We start from the raw sequence: 16,818 nt of genomic DNA, 5'->3' as shown, positions 1-16,818 counted from the left end.
TCGTACGGTTCGGCGTCCGCTAGGCGCAGCCGCACTTGCGGAGGCTCGTCGCGAGGGCGTCGATCGCGTCGCGTCCCGGCTCGGTGTCGGAGCCGTTGGACATGAACGCGAACACCAGCACCCGGCCGTCCTGGTCGAGGACGAGCCCGGCGAGGGTGTTGACGCCGGTGAGCGTGCCCGTCTTGGCCCGCACCCAGCCGCGGCCGGCCTGCGACGCCGCCGTGTCGAAGCGCTTGTCGGCCAGGGTGCCCGAGCCGCCGGCCACCGGGAGGCCGGCCAGTACCGGGCGCAGCTTCGCCGTGTTCGGGTTCTTGCCGTCCTGCGCCGCCGCGGCCGCCAGGAGCTGGGTCAGCAGCCGGGCCGGGATGCGGTTGAGCGACGAGATGCCGCTGCCGTCGGAGAGCGCCACGCCCGAGACGTCGAAGCCGGCGTCCTTCAGGACCTTGATGGTCGCCTTGGCACCGCCGGCGTAGCTGGCCTCGTCGCCGGTCGCGAGCGCGACCTGGCGGGCGACCGCCTCGGCGAGGACGTCGTCGGACAGCTCCATCAGGTCGGACACCAGCTGGGTCAGCGGGGCCGACTTCACCTCGGCGACGACCTTCGCGTCCTTGGGCGCGGTCGCCTGGCCGCCCGGCGAAGCACCCAGCTTCGAGGCGATCGAGGAGGCGAGCGCGCTGCCCGCGTTCGCCGTGCGCTGCGAGTTGTTGTCCTTGGGGTTGATGCGGCCGCCGTCGGCCATCACGGGCGCCATCTGCGTCGCGTACGTCGACGGCGCGTCACCCGGCTCCCAGCCCGGCGCGGTCGTCGGCCCCTTGAACAGCGTGAGGTCGACCTGGACCTTCTTGACGCCCGGCACGGCCTTCTTGACCTGCGCGACGAGGTCGTCGACGTGCGCGGCCCCCGGGTACAGCGGGGACTCGGTGCCCAGCGGCAGGTTGGTCAGCGTCGTGTCGCCGCCGCCGACCAGGATCACCGTGCCCGGGTCCGCGCCCTGCACGATCTTGGTCGACAGGCGCAGGTTGTGGTCGAGGACGAGCAGCGCGGCCGCCGACGTGAGCACCTTCGTCGTCGACGCGGGTGTCACCGGCGTCGACGAGCCGTGGTCCCACAGGACGGTCCCGGTCACCGGGTCGACGACGCTGCCGGTGAGCTGCCCGAGCGCGCTGTTCCCGGCGGCCGAGGCCAGCACGGCCTTGACGCCGTCCGCGGTCGGCGCGGCCCCGGACGTGGCCGGCCCCTGCAGCTGGCGCGTGGCCGAGGAGGGCGCCGGCGGATCGCCCTTGGGCGCGTTCGGCGCCCACGGCAGGGCCAGCCGGTTCGCCACCTTCGGCGTCGCCGCGGCGACCCCGCCGCCGGCCAGCACCAGCAGGACGACCACGACGAGCGCGATCAGCTTGCCCTTGCGCCGCTTCTTCGGCGGCTCACCGGCCGGCGGCGCCTCGGCCGCGGACGGCGACGGCGGCTCGGCGGGCGGCTGCTCGGCCCGGGGTTGTTCCCCGCGGGGCTGGGGTTGCTGCTGGAAGACACCGGGGAACGCGGTGGGCCGTTCGATCCCGACGGTCGCCTCGGCGTCGAACCGGCGGCCGTCCGGCTCGATCCGCTGCGGCCGCGCCAGCGACCCGGCGGACGCCGACGGCACCAGCCCGCGCGGCGGCTCCGGCGGCAGCGCGGGACGGCGGTCGCCCGGCTCGGCGGGCCGGTCGCCGGCGCGGTCCTCCCGCAGCTCGATGCGCTGGCTCCAGGGCTGGGTCTCCTGCTCTTCGCGGCGCTGTGCGGCCCCGCGGCTCAGCTGCTCTTCGCGGCGTTGCTGCTCCTCGCGCCAGTGCTGCAGCTCTTCGCGCCACTGCTGCTGCGGCTCTTCGGGCTTCTGCTCCTCCCGGGGTGGGCCGTGCCGCTCGACCGGCACCACGGGCACCGGCCCGGACGGCTTCCTCTCGATGTACTGGGTGCTCTCCCCGGCCGACGGCGCGGCGGCCTTCGCCTCGGACTGCTCGACGCGGATGTACTCGGTGCCCTCGTCGGCCGGCTTGGCCGCGGGCTGTTGCTGGGCCGGTGCAGGCGACTTGGCCGCTGGCGGTTCCTGCGCCGCGGCCGGCTGCTCGCCCGGCGCGGACGGCTGGGCCGCCGACGGCTGCTGCGGCTTCGGCTCGGACTGCTCGACCCGGATGTACTGGGTGCCCTCCTCGGCCGGCTTGGCCGCGGGCTGGCCCGGCGCGTCGGCCACCGGCGGCTGCTTCGGCTCCCGGCTGCCGAGGCGGTCGGCGAGGTCCTGCTTGGCGGCGGGCGGCGGGGGCGGCGGCTCCTCCGCCGGGGCGTTCAACCCGGGGATCGGCTCGGGCGGGACGTTCGGCGCGAACCACGACCCCTTCGGCGCCTCACTGCCTGTGACCTTGGGCACGCCCGGGCCGTCCTTCGGGCCCTTCGGCGGGTCCGGCAGCGCCATCGGAGTGGTCTCCCGCGCCCCGGACGACGAGCCGTCTTCGTCCGACGAAGGCCACATCGGCTGGTCGTTTTCCGGCACCCACCACTCCTTCTCACCTGCCCCGGGGAGGGGCCAAGCTCACATGCCGCGTGGCCGACATCGATGCGGCCCCCCGGCAGGGCGTAGTCCACACTAGGAGACGTCAAGACAGTCATGAAGGTTGCCGCCCGCGACGCGTGGGCACGCCCCGGATCTAAAGAAGCAGCGAGGACGGCGTGGAGTTCGACGTCACGATCGAAATCCCCAAAGGGGAGCGCAACAAGTACGAGGTCGACCACAAGACCGGCCGCATCAAGCTGGACCGGACCCTGTTCACGGCCACGCAGTACCCGGCCGACTACGGGTTCATCGACGACACCCTCGGCCAGGACGGCGACCCGCTCGACGTGCTCGTCCTCGTCCAGGAGCCGACGTTCCCGGGCTGCCTGATCCGCTGCCGCGCGATCGGCATGTTCCGGATGACCGACGAGAAGGGCCCGGACGACAAGGTCCTCGCGGTCCCGACCAACGACCCGCGCCTCGAGCACCTGCGGGACATCCACCACCTGAACGAGTTCCACAAGCTGGAGATCCAGCACTTCTTCGAGGTCTACAAGGACCTCGAGCCCGGCAAGAGCGTCGAAGGCTCGACCTGGGTCGGCCGCGCCGAGGCCGAGAACGAGATCAAGCGTTCGCTCGACCGCGAGACCGACCGCCTGGCGAAGAAAGAAGCCAACGGTCACTGACCTGCACTGAGCTCGTAAAAGAAGGCCCCCTCGGAAGTTCCCGAGGGGGCCTTCTCATGCGATCAGTGCGCGAGGGCGAGCGCCGGGGCGTCCGCCTCGGCTTCGGCGCGCTGCTCCATCGCCGACTTGTCCGCCAGCGGCTTCTCCTTGAGGAACCACACGAGCGCGAAGCCGACGGTCAGCACGATCCCGCCGACCAGGAACACCGTGCTCATCGACTCGGCGAAGCCCTGCAGGATCGGCCGGGCCAGCGTCGGGTCGAGCGTCGACAGGAACGACGTGTCGTTGACGTCGAGGCCACCCTGCAGCTGCTTCGCGAACTCCGGGTGCTGCGCCAGCGCCGCCGTGTAGGCCGGCGTCGTCATCGCCGAGCGGAGGGCGTTCGCGATCCGGTCGCCGACCGTGCCGAACAGGATCGACAGGAACACGGCGGTGCCCGCCGTGCCGCCGATCTGCCGGAAGAACGTCGCCGCCGAGGTCGCGACGCCGATGTCCTGCGGACGGACGTCGTTGGTCGCGGCCAGCACCAGCGTCTGCATCGAAGCGCCGAGGCCGAGGCCGATCACGAAGGCGATCACCATGACCAGGGTCAGCGAGCTGTCGACGGTGATCGTGGACAGCGCGAACAGCGCCGCCGCCATCAGGCCGACCCCGGCCACCGCGAACATCTTGTACCGGCCGGTCCGCGAGATCACCACGCCGCTGCCGAGGCTCGCGATCATGATGCCGAGCGTGAGCGGGAGCATCTGCAGGCCGGCCTGGGTCGGCGTCGCGCCCTTGACGATCTGCAGGTACAGCGGCAGCGACATCATCGCGCCGAACATCCCGGCGCCCTGCACGACCGTGACGAGGGTCGACATCCGGAACACGGACCGGTTGAACAGGCGCAGCGGCAGCAGGGCGGCGTCGCCCATCCGGCGTTCGATCCAGACGAAGGCGGCCACGCCCAGCGCGCCGACGACGTACATGGCGATCGAAGCGGTGGAGCCCCAGCCCCACTCGCGGCCCTGCTCGGCGACGAGCAGCAGCGGGACCAGGCCGGTGGCCAGCGCCACGGCACCCCAGTAGTCGACCTTCTGCTCGACGCGGCTGTGCGGGAGGTTCAGCACCTTGGTGACGACGACCAGCGCGGCCAGCGCGATCGGGACGTTGACCAGGAAGACCCAGCGCCAGCCGGTGATGCCGGCGAAGGAGTCGATGCCGGCGAAGAACCCGCCGACGACCGGCCCGGCCACGCTCGAGATGCCGAAGACGGCCATGAAGTAGCCCTGGTACTTGCTGCGTTCCCGCGGCGCGGTGATGTCGGTGATGATCGCCAGCGCCAGCGACATCAGGCCACCGGCACCGAGGCCCTGGAAGGCCCGGAAGGCGGCGAGCTCGTACATCGACGTCGCCATGCCGCTGGCCAGCGAGCCGACCAGGAACAGCGAGATCGCCGTCAGGTACATGGGCTTGCGGCCGTAGAGGTCGGACAGCTTGCCGTACAGCGGCGTGGAGAGCGTGGCGGTGATGAGGTAGGCGGTGGTGGCCCAGGCCTGCAGGGACAGGCCGTGCAGCTCGTCGGCGATGGTGCGCATGGAGCTCGACACGATGGTCTGGTCGAGCGCGGCGAGGAACATGCCGAGCATCAGCCCGGACAGGACGGTCAGGATCTGGCGGTGGGTCAGTTTGCCGTTCGTAGCGGCTGCTCCTTCCGCCGTGGTGGTGTCGCTCATGGGTGGTCTCCCTCGAAGTCTTCGCAGTTGCTTGTACATCTCAACTACTTGCTCCGGCCAACTATTCCCCGGACGCTTGTATCGTGCAACCAAATATCCCTGTGACCCCGGACACGCCGAAGGCGGGCACTTTCTCGTGAAAGTGCCCGCCTTCGGGAGGGGGTCAGGCGGAGTAGCCGGGGATCGGGAACGGCGCCAGGAACTCGCGGATCTCCGCGGCGATCGTGTCCAGCGCGGCCTCCTCGGCGGCGGCGGCCGCGGTGATCGTGCGGTCGATCCACTCCGCCACCTGGACCTGGTGCTCCGGCCGGAGACCGCGGGTGGTGATCGCCGACGTGCCGAGCCGGATGCCGGACGGGTCGAACGGCTTGCGCGGGTCGAACGGCACGGTGTTGTAGTTCAGCTCGATGCCCGCGCGGTCGAGGGCCTGCGCGGCCGGCTTGCCCGCGACGCCCTTGCTGGTCAGGTCGATCAGCAGCAGGTGGTTGTCGGTGCCGCCGGACACGAGGTCGTAGCCGCAGGCGAGCAGTGCGTCGGCCAGCGCGCGGGCGTTGGCGACGATCGTGTGCGCGTAGTCGGAGAACGAAGGCTGCTGCGCCTCCCCGAGCGCGACGGCGATCGCCGCGGTCGTGTGGTTGTGCGGCCCGCCCTGGAGACCCGGGAACACCGCCTTGTCGACCGCCTTCGCGTGGTCGGCGTCCGAAAGGATCATCGCGCCCCGCGGGCCGCGCAGGGTCTTGTGCGTCGTCGTCGTGATCACCTGCGCGTGCCCCACCGGCGACGGGTGGGCGCCACCCGCGACCAGGCCGGCGATGTGCGCGATGTCGGCGACGAGCACCGCGTCCACCTCGGCGGCGATCTCGGCGAACGCCGGGAAGTCGATCGTGCGCGGGATCGCCGTGCCACCGGCGAAGATCAGCTTCGGCCGGTGCTGGCGCGCGAGGTCGCGCACCTGGTCGAGGTCGACGCGGCCGGTCTCCTTCGCGACGCCGTAGCGCACCGGGGTGAACCACTTGCCGGTGGCGGACACGCTCCAGCCGTGCGTGAGGTGCCCGCCGTCCGGCAGCGCCATGCCGAGCACGGTGTCACCCGGCTGCGCGAAGGCCAGGTACACGGCCAGGTTCGCCGGCGACCCGGAGTACGGCTGGACGTTCGCGTGCTCGGCGCCGAACACGGCTTTCGCCCGCTCGATGGCCAGCTGCTCGACCTGGTCGATGAACTGCTGGCCCTCGTAGTACCGCTTGCCCGCGTAGCCCTCGGAGTACTTGTTGGTGAGCACGCTCCCGGTCGCTTCGAGGACGGCCTGCGAGACGTAGTTTTCCGACGCGATCAGGCGGATCTTGTCGTGCTGCCGCTGGGCTTCGTTCTCGACGAGCCCGGCGATGGCGGGGTCGGCGGCGGCGAGTGCGGTCAGTTTCGGCTGGTGTGTCATGGCGTACTCCGGCTCTGGAGTGGCCTTCACCCAGGCGCGCGGTGCCGGCCTCGTCGTCGCTTCCCGGTGGTGCTCCACCTCGATGGCGCCAGTCGCTGCTGCGCGTAAGAGCCTAGTCCACGCCGCTCGAGGCTCGCCGGTGTTCGGCGCACCACTTGCGGGTGCACCCGGACGTGCGGTCGCAGAACGGCCGCGCGCAGGTCGCGCAGCGCTTGACGCGGCGCCAGCCGCCGACGGTCACCAGTTCCGCCAGGCCCGCCGCGCCCGCGGCCAGCTCGCCGGTTTCCGCGTGCGGCGTCACGTAGACGATCCGCCACGCCGCGCCGGTGCCGACGAGCCGCGGCCGCGCCCCGGCCTCGGCCAGCACGGCGTTGAGGCGGCGGGCGGCCGCGTGCTCGTCGGGCAGCTGTGCGGCGATCGCGCACAGCTGCGGATTTCCCTGGCGCAGCAACCGTTCCGCCACCCCGAGCTCGGGGTCGAGCGCGTGGAACGGCGGCACGACCGCGTGCTTGCGCACCTCAGTCGACGACCACGACGCCCATGGACCGGGCCGTCCCCGCGATCGTGCGCATCGCCATCTCGACGTCGGAGGTGTTGAGGTCCGGCAGCTTCCGCTCGGCGATCTCGCGGAGCTGCTGTGTCGTCAGCTTGCCCGCGACTTCGTGCCCCGGCCGCGAAGAACCCTTGTCCCCCAACGCCTTCTTGATGAGGAACGACGTCGGGGGCGTCTTGAGCCGGAGCGCGAACGAGCGGTCCTCGAACACCGAGACGACCACCGGCACGATGTCGCCGCGCTGGGCCGCCGTCGCCGCGTCGTAGGCCTTCTTGACCTCGACGAGGTTGATCCCGGTCTGCCCCAGCATCTTGCCGAGGTCGACCACCGGGGCGTTGCCCGCGGTGAGTTCCAGGGTGACCTGGTGGGTGAGTTTCTTCTTCGGAGCCATGCCCCGAAGCTAGAGTCTCCAGTTACTGGAGGGTCAAACCGGTTTTGTGCCTGCCCGGTGCCGCCGGGCCAGCTCCTGGTAGATCGCCGCGTTGTGCTCGACCCACATCCGCGCCGAGTCGGTCAGCGGGACGAACTTCTTCGCCGGGCTGCCCATCGCGATGACCTCCTCCGGCACCTCCGTCGACGGCGTGACCGTCGCCCCGGCCGCGACCAGCGCCCGCGCGCCGATCTTCGCCTTGTCGAGCACCGTCGAGCCGTTGCCGATCAGCGCCTGCTCCCCGATCGTGCAGTCGTGCACCAGGCACTGGTGACCCACGGTGACGTTCTTGCCCACCTCGCAGACGCCGTCGTTGACGTGGATCACCGAGTTGTCCTGGATGTTGGCGCCCTCGCGGATGACGATCCGGCCGAAATCGGCCCGGATCACCGCGCCGAACCAGACCGAGGCGTCCTTCTCGACGACGACGTCGCCGATGAGCGTGGCGGTGGGCGCGATCCAGGCGTCCGGGTGGACCTGCGGGCTGAGCCCTTCGAACGAGAACAGAGGCATGCCCGCACCCTAGACCGCGCCCCGTGCCTTATCCCGTGATCGCCGCGTTGATCAGGATGTCCACGGCCTGGTCGTTGCGGGTCGTCTGCGGCACGATCTGGGTGTCACGCGGGTAGAAGCCCGGGTTGCTGCCCCTCGGGTACATCTCGAAGGTGAAGCTCCAGATCTTGTGCTGCGCCCACATCCAGTCGTTGACGCTGCCGTCGGTGATGTAGAGGTCGCTGGACTGCTGCGGCGTGTAGCCGTTGGTCGCCGCCATCTGCCGCCCGAGCGACTGGAACTTCTGCGCCTCGGCCGCGGTCAGGCCCGGCGCGGTGTCGGCGTAGGTGTAGCCGAACGGCCAGAGCACCAGCTCGGAGTAGGTGTGGAAGTCGATGTGCGTCTTGATCTGCTGGGCGCCGCCGACCACCCGCGAGTTGACCCAGTTCGAGACGGCGCGGGTCTCGGGCGCGGAGAACGCCGCCGTGCCGCGGTAGGTCTCGCTGGACGTCGAGCCCGACGAGCCGCCGCAGCAGCCCCACTTGTAGCCCCAGTTCCGGTTGGGGTCGGTGCCGGGACCCTGGCGGTTCTTGCGCCAGCTGCGGAAGGTGCCGCCGGAGATGTCGTACTCGGCGCCGTCCGGGTTGACGCTCGGGATCACCCAGATCTCGGTGCTGTCGACGAGCCGCTTGACCGCGCTGTTCGTGGCGTACTGGCTGGTCAGCCGCTGCACGATGCGCAGGCACATCTCGACGGTGAGGTGCTCGCGGGCGTGCTGGTTGCAGGTGAAGAGGACCTCGGGCTCGTTCTCGTCGGTGGCGGCGTTGTCGCTGATCTTCATCATCGACAGGGCCCGGCCCTCGTAGGAGTTGCCGACGCTGCCCAGCTTGGTGAGCGAGGGGTAGTTCGCGACCGCCTTCTGCAGCTCGGTCTGCGTCTCCGCGTACGTGTGGTAGCCGGTGTAGCCGGCCGGGAAGTCCAGGACCGCCTCGGTGCCCTGCGGCCGGTTGACCTTGCCGAGCGCCTTGACGCCGAAGCCATGCGCGCGCAGCTGGGCCGCTTCGCCGGGGTTGGCGATGACGGTGGTCGTCGCGCCTTCGGCGTCGAGGATGTCCGCGCCGGTCCGCGCTATTGCAGTGCGCTGCTGGGCGGTGGCGGCGCCGGTCACCTCGTAGACCTGCGGGCCGTCGGGCTGGGCGGCACCGGCCTGGCCGCCGGTGGTGAGCACCAAGAGGGCGGCCGCGGCCGCTGCCATGCACGTTCGTGTGCGCATCACGTCTCCTGCTCTCGGGGGTTCCTCGACCTTGGCCGGAGCCGGACACGAGGCACAATCCGGAGCAGTACGGATCTATTGGGCGTTTCTACCCGTAGTTCGCGAAGCAGAGCGCCTCGATGTCGGCACGCAGCGTGGCGAACGGCCGCGGGCGCACGCGCTGCTGGACGACCGTGCCCAGCAGGTACGACAGGAGCGCCCGGGCCCGGGCGCGCGGGTCGTCGACATCGAGCGGGGCGAGGAGCTCGGCGAGCAGTTCGGTGAGCGAGGTGAGCATGACGTCGATGGCCTGCGGATGCTGCGCGCGCCCGGCGGCGATCCAGTACTCGAACCAGAGGAAGGCGGCGTTCGGGTTCGCGGCGAAGACGCTCAGGTACTCCTCGAGGACGGCGAAGAGCCGCTCGCGGGGTTCGTCGTGCTTCGCGGCGACCTCGCGCAGGCCGGCGGCGAAGGCGGTGATGTGCGCGGCCATCGCCCGGTCGATGAGGACGTCGATGTCGGCGAAGTAGTAGTGGATCGCGCTCTTGGTGAGCGGGCCGGCGTCCGCGATGGCCCGGACGGTGCACCCCGCGAGCCCGTCGCGGGCGAGGACGAGCCGGGCGGCTTCGACGATCTGTTCCTGCTTGGCCAGCTGGTTCGGCGAGAGCCGCTCGCTGCGGCCGGGGACTGCGCTCACGGTGATTCTCGTTACCTTCTTCCTGGACGCCGAACCCGAAATCCTAGGGCAGACGTCCTGTGGACGGCTTTCGGGTGAAAAACCGGATTGGCCACCCCGCTCCGCGCAGCGGACAATGCCCGGCATGGTGATCTCAGGGGACAAGGGGCTCAGCCCGGCGGCGCGCAGCCAGCTGGAGAAGGAAATCGCGAACCTGCGCGCGCAGCGGGATGCCCTCGCGCCGCAACCCGGCGAGCAGGAACGCACCGGGGACGCGGCGGACCAGGCGGACGTGATCGACCGGGCGGAGACCGCGGCCCGCCTCGACCGCCAGATCGCCGACCTCGCGGCCAAGATGGAGCACGGCGGCTACGGCAACAGCCAGCTCCCGGACGGCACGGTGGTCTCCCTGCGCTTCCCCGACGGGGACGAGGAGACGTTCCAGGTGGTGACGGTCCCGGGCGAGGACGCGGACGCGATCACCTCGGACAGCCCCCTGGGCCTGGCCCTGGTCGGAGCCAAGGCGGGCGACGAGATCACCTACCGAACCCCCCGCGGCGACGCCAAGGCCACGGTGGTGAAGGTAACGCCGCCGAAGTGACTTTTACGTCCGGCGGGCCCCACCGAGGCCCGCCGGACGAGTGGTTTCCGCGCAGGCCGAAGACGCGGTCGAACAGGCGGAGCTGCGCGCCTCCGCGGCTCCGCACCTCCGCAGCGCGACCTCACCGCCCGAACAAGCCACGACGGGGGCCGGGGCAGAGCCCCGGGCGGGGTGTGGGGCGGAGCCCCACAAGACACGCGAAGCAAAAGACGGCCCCTGCCCTCAAGGGGCAGGGGCCGTCCAATTTGCTGAGCCGCCTGGGGGAATCGAACCCCCGACCTATTCATTACGAGTGAATCGCTCTGGCCGACTGAGCTAAGGCGGCATGTCGTCCGGCTTCCGCTGGCGACGATAGCAAGTGTAGCGGAGGCTGTGCGCGTCACTTTCCGGGGGGACCGTCGTTAGGGCTCTATGACGCCGGTCTCACCCCGGCCGACCCACTTGGAGGCTCTGGCACATGCGGCGAAGACTGCCCCGTTCGGCGGCCCTGCCCGCGGCTGCGGCGTTGCTCCTGCTCAGCGCGGCGCCGGCGGCTGCCGATCCGACCTATCCGACGACGCCGATTCCGCAGCCGGCGAATCCGGGGCAGGCGCCGATCTCCGCGCCGATCGGGCCGCAGCCGCTGGGGCAGGCCGTCGGGGATGCCGGGACCGCGCTCGGGATCATCCGGTTGCTGCCGAACGCCGTTCCGACGAGCACCATCCTGCCGGGGTTCGGGCAGACGTTGCCGAAGCAGTCCGCGCTCGAAGCCGGGATGGGTCTGTCGAACGCGTCGGCGAACTCCGATGCCTACCTGAGCTACGAGAAGGCGGTCGCGCAGGCGTCGCCGTTCGGGTTGTCGGTGGGTGGGAACGCGCCGCAGACGCCGGGCAGTGTCGTGCAGACCGCGTTGCCGGACAACCCGCAGCCGATCAGCGGGGGCCTCAACGCGCCGTCGAACCCGCTGCTCAACATCGGGCTGCTCAACGGGAGCGCGCACGCGCGGTGGAGCCAGACGCTCGGTCCGTGCGTCGGCACCATCGCCGATGCCAGCACGTCCGTGGCCAGCTTGTCGCTGCTGAACGTCGTGCCGTCGATGCCGAACCTGGGCCTGGACGCGCTGAAGCCGAAGCTCGACCCGAACTCGCTGGCGAGCGGGTTCGACCTGACCAAGGGCCTGCAGAGCCTCGGCGGCCTGCTGCAGGGCGGCGGGCAGACCGCCGCGGACGGCAACGGCTCGCTGCTGAGCCTGCCGAACACGCTGTCGTCGCGGTCGCAGGTGAAGCTGGTCGACATCCCCGGCTCGAAGAACAAGGCCGTGCAGTCGACGTCGACGCTGCAGGCCGCCGACATCGAGATCCTCAAGGGCACGCCGCTGGCGCTGAGCGTCAAGGTCGTCAGCCAGCCGACGCTCAAGGTGACCTCCACCGGTGACGCGAAGACGTCCAAGGTCGAGTACACCGCGCCGGTGCTGACCATCGCGGCCGGCGGGAAGACGCTCTACACGCTGGATGCCGCGCACCCGACCAAGGACATCCCGATCGGGCTGCCGCTGAAGCCCTTGAGCGACCAGTTCGGCAAGCTCAAGGACCTGCCCGTTGTCGGCGGTCTGCTGGCGACTGCGGCGGGTCCCGTCGAGCAGGTCGGCACCACCGCGGGCACCGTCCTCGATCTCGGCGTGCTGCGGCTGAGCATCGCCGGTCTGGACCAGAAGTCGGCGAACATGACCACGCCGTTCGCCGGTTACCAGCTGGGCGCGTCGGCGCGGATGTTCGATCTGCAGCTGCTGCCGACGACCAAGCTCAAGAGCCTGCTGCCGGACGACCAGGCGAAGAACCTGCCGTCGTCGCTGGCCCAGCTGTCGCTCGGCGAGCAGATCGCCCGGGCGTACGCGCCGACCGGCGGCGTGGTCTGCGGGACGACGTCGACGCCGCCGCCCGCCGGCGGTGAAGCGCCGAAGGGGCCGGTGAAGAACCTGGCCTTCACCAGCGGTGCGTACGAAACGGTGCCGCTGTTCTGGACGGGCACCGCGATGCTGCTGCTCGGCGTGGTCATGGTGGCCGCGATGCCGGGCGGACGGCGGCGGCTGCCGGCCGTGGCCGTCGAGGAAAAGCCGTTCAAGCCCTCGCCGCGTCCGCGCGAATGACCCGAGGGTGTGAAGGAGCCCGCCAGGCACACCTGGCGGGCTTCTTCGTTTCAACCCTGGCGCAGCGTGGTGACCATGGCCTCGACGGCGATGCGCGGCTTCACGTTCAGCTCGATCGCCTCGCGGCACTCCAGCACCGCTTCGAGCCGGCGCAGCGTCGACTCCGTCGTCCACGACGAGGCCGCCTCGCGGATCTGGTCGGCGTGGTCCGGGTGGTTGAGCGTCGCGCCGGAGCGGGTCGTCGTCACCAGGACGTCGCGGTAGAAGCCGGCGAGGTCGACCAGCGCGAGGTCGAGCGTGTCGCGCTGGGTGCGGGTCGCGCGGGACTTCTGCTTCTTCTCCAGCTGCTTGACCGCGGCTTCGGCGGCTCGCTTCGCGCCGGCGACGCCCTTGCCGACGCCGTCGCCGCCCATCGCCGTCCGCAGCTCGTTGCGCTCGTCTTCGTCGCGGGCCTTGCTGGCCTCGCCCGCGTCCGCCTCGGCCGCGCTGATCAGCTGGTCGGCGCAGGTGAAGACGTCGCCCATCCGGCGGAGACCGAGCGGGATCCGCAGCACGGTGGCCCGGCGCTGCCGCGCGGCCTCGTCGGTGGCGAGCCGGCGCGCGCGGCCGACGTGGCCACCGCACACGGAAGCCGCCCACTGCGCGCGTTCGGCGTCGACGTTGTCCCGCCGCATCAGCACGTCGGCGATCGCCTCCGGCGGCGGCGTCCGCAGCGTCACCAGGCGGCAGCGCGAGCGGATCGTCACCGAGACGTCTTCGGGGTGGTCCGACGGCGCGCAGAGCAGGAACACCGTGCGGTCCGGCGGCTCCTCGACGGCCTTGAGCAGGGCGTTCGACGCGCCTTCGGTGAGCCTGTCCGCGTCTTCGATGATCACGACCTGCCAGTTGCCGGTCGTCGGGCGGCGCGCGGCGGCCTGGACCAGCGCGCGCATCTCGGCGACCGAGATCGACAGGCCTTCCGGCACCACGAGCCGGACGTCGGCGTGCGTGCCCGCCATCGTCGTGTGGCAGCCGGGGCAGGCGTCGCAGCCGGTGCCGGTGCTGCACTGCAGGGCCGCGGCGAACGTCCGCGCGGCCACCGAGCGGCCGGAGCCGGGCGGGCCGGTGAGCAGCCAGGCGTGCGTCATCGCGCCGGGCGGGGCCGGCTCGCCGGCGATGATCTTGGCGGCGGCCGAGGCGGCCGCGCTCAGCGTTTCGACCGCGGGCTCCTGGCCGACCAGCTGGTTCCAGACGCCGATGCGTTCGGTCGTCGTCACTTCGCCTCCACGCGAGGCTCTTCCGGGGTCTCGATGGGCAGGGTGTCCAGCGGGAGCGTCACCGGCTTCTCCGTCGTCGGCGCCAGCGCGGCCAGCCGGCCGACGAAGACGGCGCGCAGCGCGGTGCGGATGCGCTCGGCGACCTCGGCGTCCGTGCCGTCGGCGTCGATCACGACGTACCTGTCCGGGTCGGCCTCGGCCATCTCGGTGAGCAGGTGCTGGACGCGCCACTGGTCGTTCAGCGCGGCCGACTTGTCGCGCGGTGCGCCATTCGGGGCGGCGTCGAGCAGGATGGTCAGGTCGGGGCGCAGGCGGCCGGTGGCCCAGTCGGCTAGGCCTTCGAGCTCGTCGCTGTCGAGCCCGGCGACGGCGGACAGGTGCGCCAGCGGCGAGTCGACGAACCGTTCCATGACGACCACCGAACCGGCGTCGAGCGCCGGCTGGACGTGCCGCTCCACGATGTCGGCCCGCACCGCGGCCGCGGCCAGCGCCTGCGCCCGCGCCCCGGTGAGCGAGGCGCCCGAGACGAGCGCGGTGAGCCGCTGGTCGTCGAGCGCGGGGTCCGCGGCGACGACGACCGGCCGGGTGCCGCCCCGCATCCAGTCGGCGAGGTTGACGGCCTGGATGGCGGTGTTGATCGCGGTGGTGCCCTCGACGGCGATGAGGTAGCCGTTGACGCGCCGCGGCGTGCGGCGCAGCGCGTTGCGCAGGTCGGCGAGGATCGGCTCGGTGCGCTTGTCGTCCATCTGCCGGTAGGCGAAGAGGCCGGCGACCAGCGCGATCGCGGCGCCGCCGAGCATCACCGGGCGCGTGCCGTCGATGGTGAGCGGGTTGCCCCAGACGGTGATCGTGTGCCGCTGCACCGCGCCGACGAGCAGCGGGACGGTGACCGTGGTGCCGAACAGCACCAGCTTCATCATCAGCTGGTAGATCGCGTTGATCCGGCCGCGGATGGCGTCCTCGACCCGCGAGCCGATGATCGTCACACCGGTGAGGAACGCGGTGCCGGCGCAGATGCCGACCAGCACCACGGCGATCAGCGAGATCGTCAGGTGCGGGGACAGCGCCACGAGGCCGAGCGAGATCGCGGCCGCGACGATCGAGAGGCCGAACAGCCGGTCGTGCGGGAGCCGGCGGGCGAGTTTCGGTGCGAAGACCATGCCGGTGGCGAGGCCGAGGAAGACGGCGAGGACCAGCAGGCTGAACGCGGAGTCACCGGCCAGCAGGCTCGAGGAGTACGGCTTGGCCGAGCCGATCACCGCGCCGCCGGCGACGAACGCGCCGAACGCGCCGACCAGCAGCCCGCGCACGAGCGGCGTGCTGCGGATGAACCGGAAGCCGTCGGCGATCATCGCGCCGATGCCGAGCTTTTCCTCGTCGGCCGCCTTGACCTTCTGTTCCGGCAGCGCGTGGACGTTGCGCAGCGAGAGCTCGGGGATCCGCGTGGCGATGAGGATGGCGCTGGCGAGGTAGAGCAGGCCGGTGATGATGACGACCAGCTTCGCGATGTTGAGGCTGGGGTCGCCGGGGAAGAGGTGGAACGTCGTGTTGACGCCGGTGATGACGGCGTTCGCGCCGGCCGCGGTGATGACGGCGAGGCCGTAGGTCATCACCATGCCGAGCTGGTTGGCCGTTTCGACCTGGTCGGGACGGCGGAGCAGGTTCGGGACCGCTGCCTCTTTCGAGGGGATCCACATGCTCGACGCGCAGCCGACGAGGAAGTTGCCGGCCAGCAGCCACCAGGGCGCGCTGACGATGGCGATGGACAGCAGGAAGCCGCACCGCAGCAGGTCGGCGACGACCATGACCTTGCGGCGGTCGAACCGGTCGGCGAGCAGCCCGCCGATCGGGGCGAACAGCAGCCCCGGTGCCAGGCCGGTCAGCACGACGCCGACGAAGGCGAAGTTCTGCGCGAAGTAGTTGTCGGTGAGCTTCGTGGCCAGGCCGGTGAGGGCCAGGATGTTCAGCCAGTCGGCCACGCTGCACAGGTACGTGACGCCCCAGAGCCGCCGGAAAGGTTTGATCGCCAGTACCCGCCGGACCCGGTTGATCGTGGACGCCTCGGCGCCCGACGACGCACCCGGGCCGGCCCCGGGTACCGATCGCACGCCCTCGCTGATACGCCCACCCCACTAGTCACCGCGGTGCCGGACGCCCCCGCGAGAGGACCCGACCGTGAAGCCAGGGTAGCCCGATCGGCCCCTGGCGCGCGGGACGGCCCCGTGGTGCGGGGCAGGCGACGACGCTAGTCGAACAGCCCCGTTACGCTGCTGACCAGGCTCGACACCATCTCGATGGCGACGAAACCGAACGCGATCAGCAGGACGACGGCCAGCATGACCCCGGCAGCGCTCGACGACGGCCGGTTGAAAGCCGGCATCGAGACCGAGGGCATCCGCGGCAGCCGCCGCCGCTTGACGGGCACGACATCGACGTCGTCAGGGTCGCCCTCGGCGAGCGGATCCTGCCGCACGGGCCGCATGATCTGCGGCGGCCGGGTCGGCCAGGTGCGCCGCCGGGTCCGCTGCCGCGGGAGCAGCCCCAGCGGCTGGTCCTGGTTCAGGGTGCCGGCCGGCGGGATCGCCTCGGGTGTCTTCGCTTTCTCCTCGCGAAGCGTCTCCTCGACCATCCGGCGGACGACTTCCTCGTCGGGCTTCACGGGCCCGGCCACCGGGATGGCGGCGGGCTCGTGGCCATTCGGAACCGCGGTGCGCGGCTCGGGCGACGCGGTGACCAGCCCGGAGACCGGATCAGCGAACATTTCGCCGGGTGCTTCGGACAGAGTGCCGTCGCGCTGAGTGAGCTCGGGGGCATTGAAGAAGGGAGCCTCACCGTTCGCGCTCATGGTGACCACCTCACTACTGAATGTCCTCGCCTTTCCAGGGTAGCGACACAGGCGGATAACGCATCCGCCCAATGGCTCTGTCTGCATTGGATGGTCGGTCACGCAGCGCAAGCCCGTACCCGAACACCCTGCAGTGTCCAGCCCGACGGTCACCGGGTCGACCGCTGATGGTGACAGATCGTAGTGAGACGAGTCACAGCGGTTGAAGGGGGTGGGTGGCCAGGGGGTGGCCTT

14 protein-coding genes and 1 tRNA gene are annotated in these 16,818 nt (G+C 71.2%); 3 read left to right on the top strand and 12 right to left on the bottom strand.

Translation table 11 applies throughout. From position 1 onward, the window contains the following. Positions 1 to 19: 19 nt before the first annotated feature. Positions 20 to 2,521, bottom strand: a complete 2,502-nt coding sequence (gene dacB / locus I4Q55_RS19685; RefSeq protein WP_206789561.1) for a D-alanyl-D-alanine carboxypeptidase/D-alanyl-D-alanine-endopeptidase — start codon at positions 2,519 to 2,521, stop codon at positions 20 to 22. Between the two features lie 176 nt (positions 2,522 to 2,697). Here dacB and I4Q55_RS19680 point away from each other — a divergent pair, with 176 nt between their 5' ends. Beyond that, positions 2,698 to 3,207, top strand: a complete 510-nt coding sequence (locus I4Q55_RS19680) for an inorganic diphosphatase (protein WP_206789560.1) — start codon at positions 2,698 to 2,700, stop codon at positions 3,205 to 3,207. A 62-nt stretch (positions 3,208 to 3,269) separates the two neighbouring features. On the opposite strand, the gene I4Q55_RS19675 is transcribed toward I4Q55_RS19680, so the two are convergent. The 7 genes from I4Q55_RS19675 to I4Q55_RS19645 all read right to left on the bottom strand — a co-directional run bounded on the left by I4Q55_RS19675 (position 3,270) and on the right by I4Q55_RS19645 (position 9,778). Further along, positions 3,270 to 4,922 (bottom strand): MDR family MFS transporter, encoded by a 1,653-nt coding sequence (locus I4Q55_RS19675; RefSeq protein ID WP_206789559.1) that lies wholly within the window; start codon positions 4,920 to 4,922, stop codon positions 3,270 to 3,272. Positions 4,923 to 5,085: 163 nt separating this feature from the next. After that, positions 5,086 to 6,354 (bottom strand): serine hydroxymethyltransferase, encoded by a 1,269-nt coding sequence (glyA, locus tag I4Q55_RS19670; protein ID WP_206789558.1) that lies wholly within the window; start codon positions 6,352 to 6,354, stop codon positions 5,086 to 5,088. 112 nt (positions 6,355 to 6,466) lie between these two features. After that, the gene (locus I4Q55_RS19665) at positions 6,467 to 6,871 is read right to left on the bottom strand and encodes an ABATE domain-containing protein (protein ID WP_206789557.1); all 405 of its coding nucleotides are present in this window, start codon (positions 6,869 to 6,871) and stop codon (positions 6,467 to 6,469) included. A gap of 1 nt (position 6,872) precedes the next feature. Then, complete coding sequence (gene rplK, locus I4Q55_RS19660; RefSeq protein ID WP_206789556.1) at positions 6,873 to 7,298, bottom strand: 50S ribosomal protein L11; 426 nt, start codon at positions 7,296 to 7,298, stop codon at positions 6,873 to 6,875. A 33-nt stretch (positions 7,299 to 7,331) separates the two neighbouring features. Beyond that, on the bottom strand, positions 7,332 to 7,850 hold the full coding sequence (locus I4Q55_RS19655; protein ID WP_206789554.1) for a gamma carbonic anhydrase family protein: 519 nt from the start codon (positions 7,848 to 7,850) through the stop codon (positions 7,332 to 7,334). Positions 7,851 to 7,878: 28 nt separating this feature from the next. After that, positions 7,879 to 9,084 carry a M14 family metallopeptidase gene (locus tag I4Q55_RS19650; RefSeq protein WP_206789606.1) on the bottom strand — a complete coding sequence of 402 codons (1,206 nt, stop codon included), beginning with the start codon at positions 9,082 to 9,084 and terminating at the stop codon, positions 7,879 to 7,881. A 106-nt stretch (positions 9,085 to 9,190) separates the two neighbouring features. Further along, positions 9,191 to 9,778: a TetR/AcrR family transcriptional regulator gene (locus I4Q55_RS19645; RefSeq protein ID WP_206789552.1), complete on the bottom strand. Its 588-nt coding sequence runs from the start codon at positions 9,776 to 9,778 to the stop codon at positions 9,191 to 9,193. 124 nt (positions 9,779 to 9,902) lie between these two features. On the opposite strand from I4Q55_RS19645, the gene I4Q55_RS19640 reads away from it, so the two are divergent. Then, entirely contained in the window at positions 9,903 to 10,358 is a 456-nt protein-coding gene (locus I4Q55_RS19640) for a GreA/GreB family elongation factor (protein ID WP_206789551.1), read from the top strand. 251 nt (positions 10,359 to 10,609) lie between these two features. On the opposite strand, the gene I4Q55_RS19635 is transcribed toward I4Q55_RS19640, so the two are convergent. Beyond that, positions 10,610 to 10,683: transfer RNA gene (locus I4Q55_RS19635), tRNA-Thr, on the bottom strand. Between the two features lie 132 nt (positions 10,684 to 10,815). On the opposite strand from I4Q55_RS19635, the gene I4Q55_RS19630 reads away from it, so the two are divergent. Beyond that, positions 10,816 to 12,483 (top strand): hypothetical protein, encoded by a 1,668-nt coding sequence (locus tag I4Q55_RS19630; protein ID WP_206789550.1) that lies wholly within the window; start codon positions 10,816 to 10,818, stop codon positions 12,481 to 12,483. A gap of 50 nt (positions 12,484 to 12,533) precedes the next feature. Here I4Q55_RS19630 and I4Q55_RS19625 read toward each other — a convergent pair whose 3' ends face one another. The 3 genes from I4Q55_RS19625 to I4Q55_RS19615 form a co-directional block, all read right to left on the bottom strand. Continuing rightward, positions 12,534 to 13,739, bottom strand: coding sequence for a DNA polymerase III subunit delta' (locus I4Q55_RS19625; protein ID WP_206789549.1), 1,206 nt, complete (start codon positions 13,737 to 13,739; stop codon positions 12,534 to 12,536). Further along, positions 13,736 to 15,847, bottom strand: a complete 2,112-nt coding sequence (locus I4Q55_RS19620; RefSeq protein WP_206789548.1) for a dTMP kinase — start codon at positions 15,845 to 15,847, stop codon at positions 13,736 to 13,738. The genes I4Q55_RS19625 and I4Q55_RS19620 overlap by 4 nt, the downstream gene beginning before the upstream one ends. A 137-nt stretch (positions 15,848 to 15,984) precedes the next feature. Then, the gene (locus tag I4Q55_RS19615) at positions 15,985 to 16,584 is read right to left on the bottom strand and encodes a hypothetical protein (protein ID WP_242546349.1); all 600 of its coding nucleotides are present in this window, start codon (positions 16,582 to 16,584) and stop codon (positions 15,985 to 15,987) included. Positions 16,585 to 16,818 lie beyond the last annotated feature (234 nt).

The organism is Amycolatopsis sp. MtRt-6, from assembly GCF_017308975.1.
Lineage (GTDB): Bacteria > Actinomycetota > Actinomycetes > Mycobacteriales > Pseudonocardiaceae > Amycolatopsis.
This window is presented reverse-complemented; position numbering and strand designations above follow the sequence as displayed.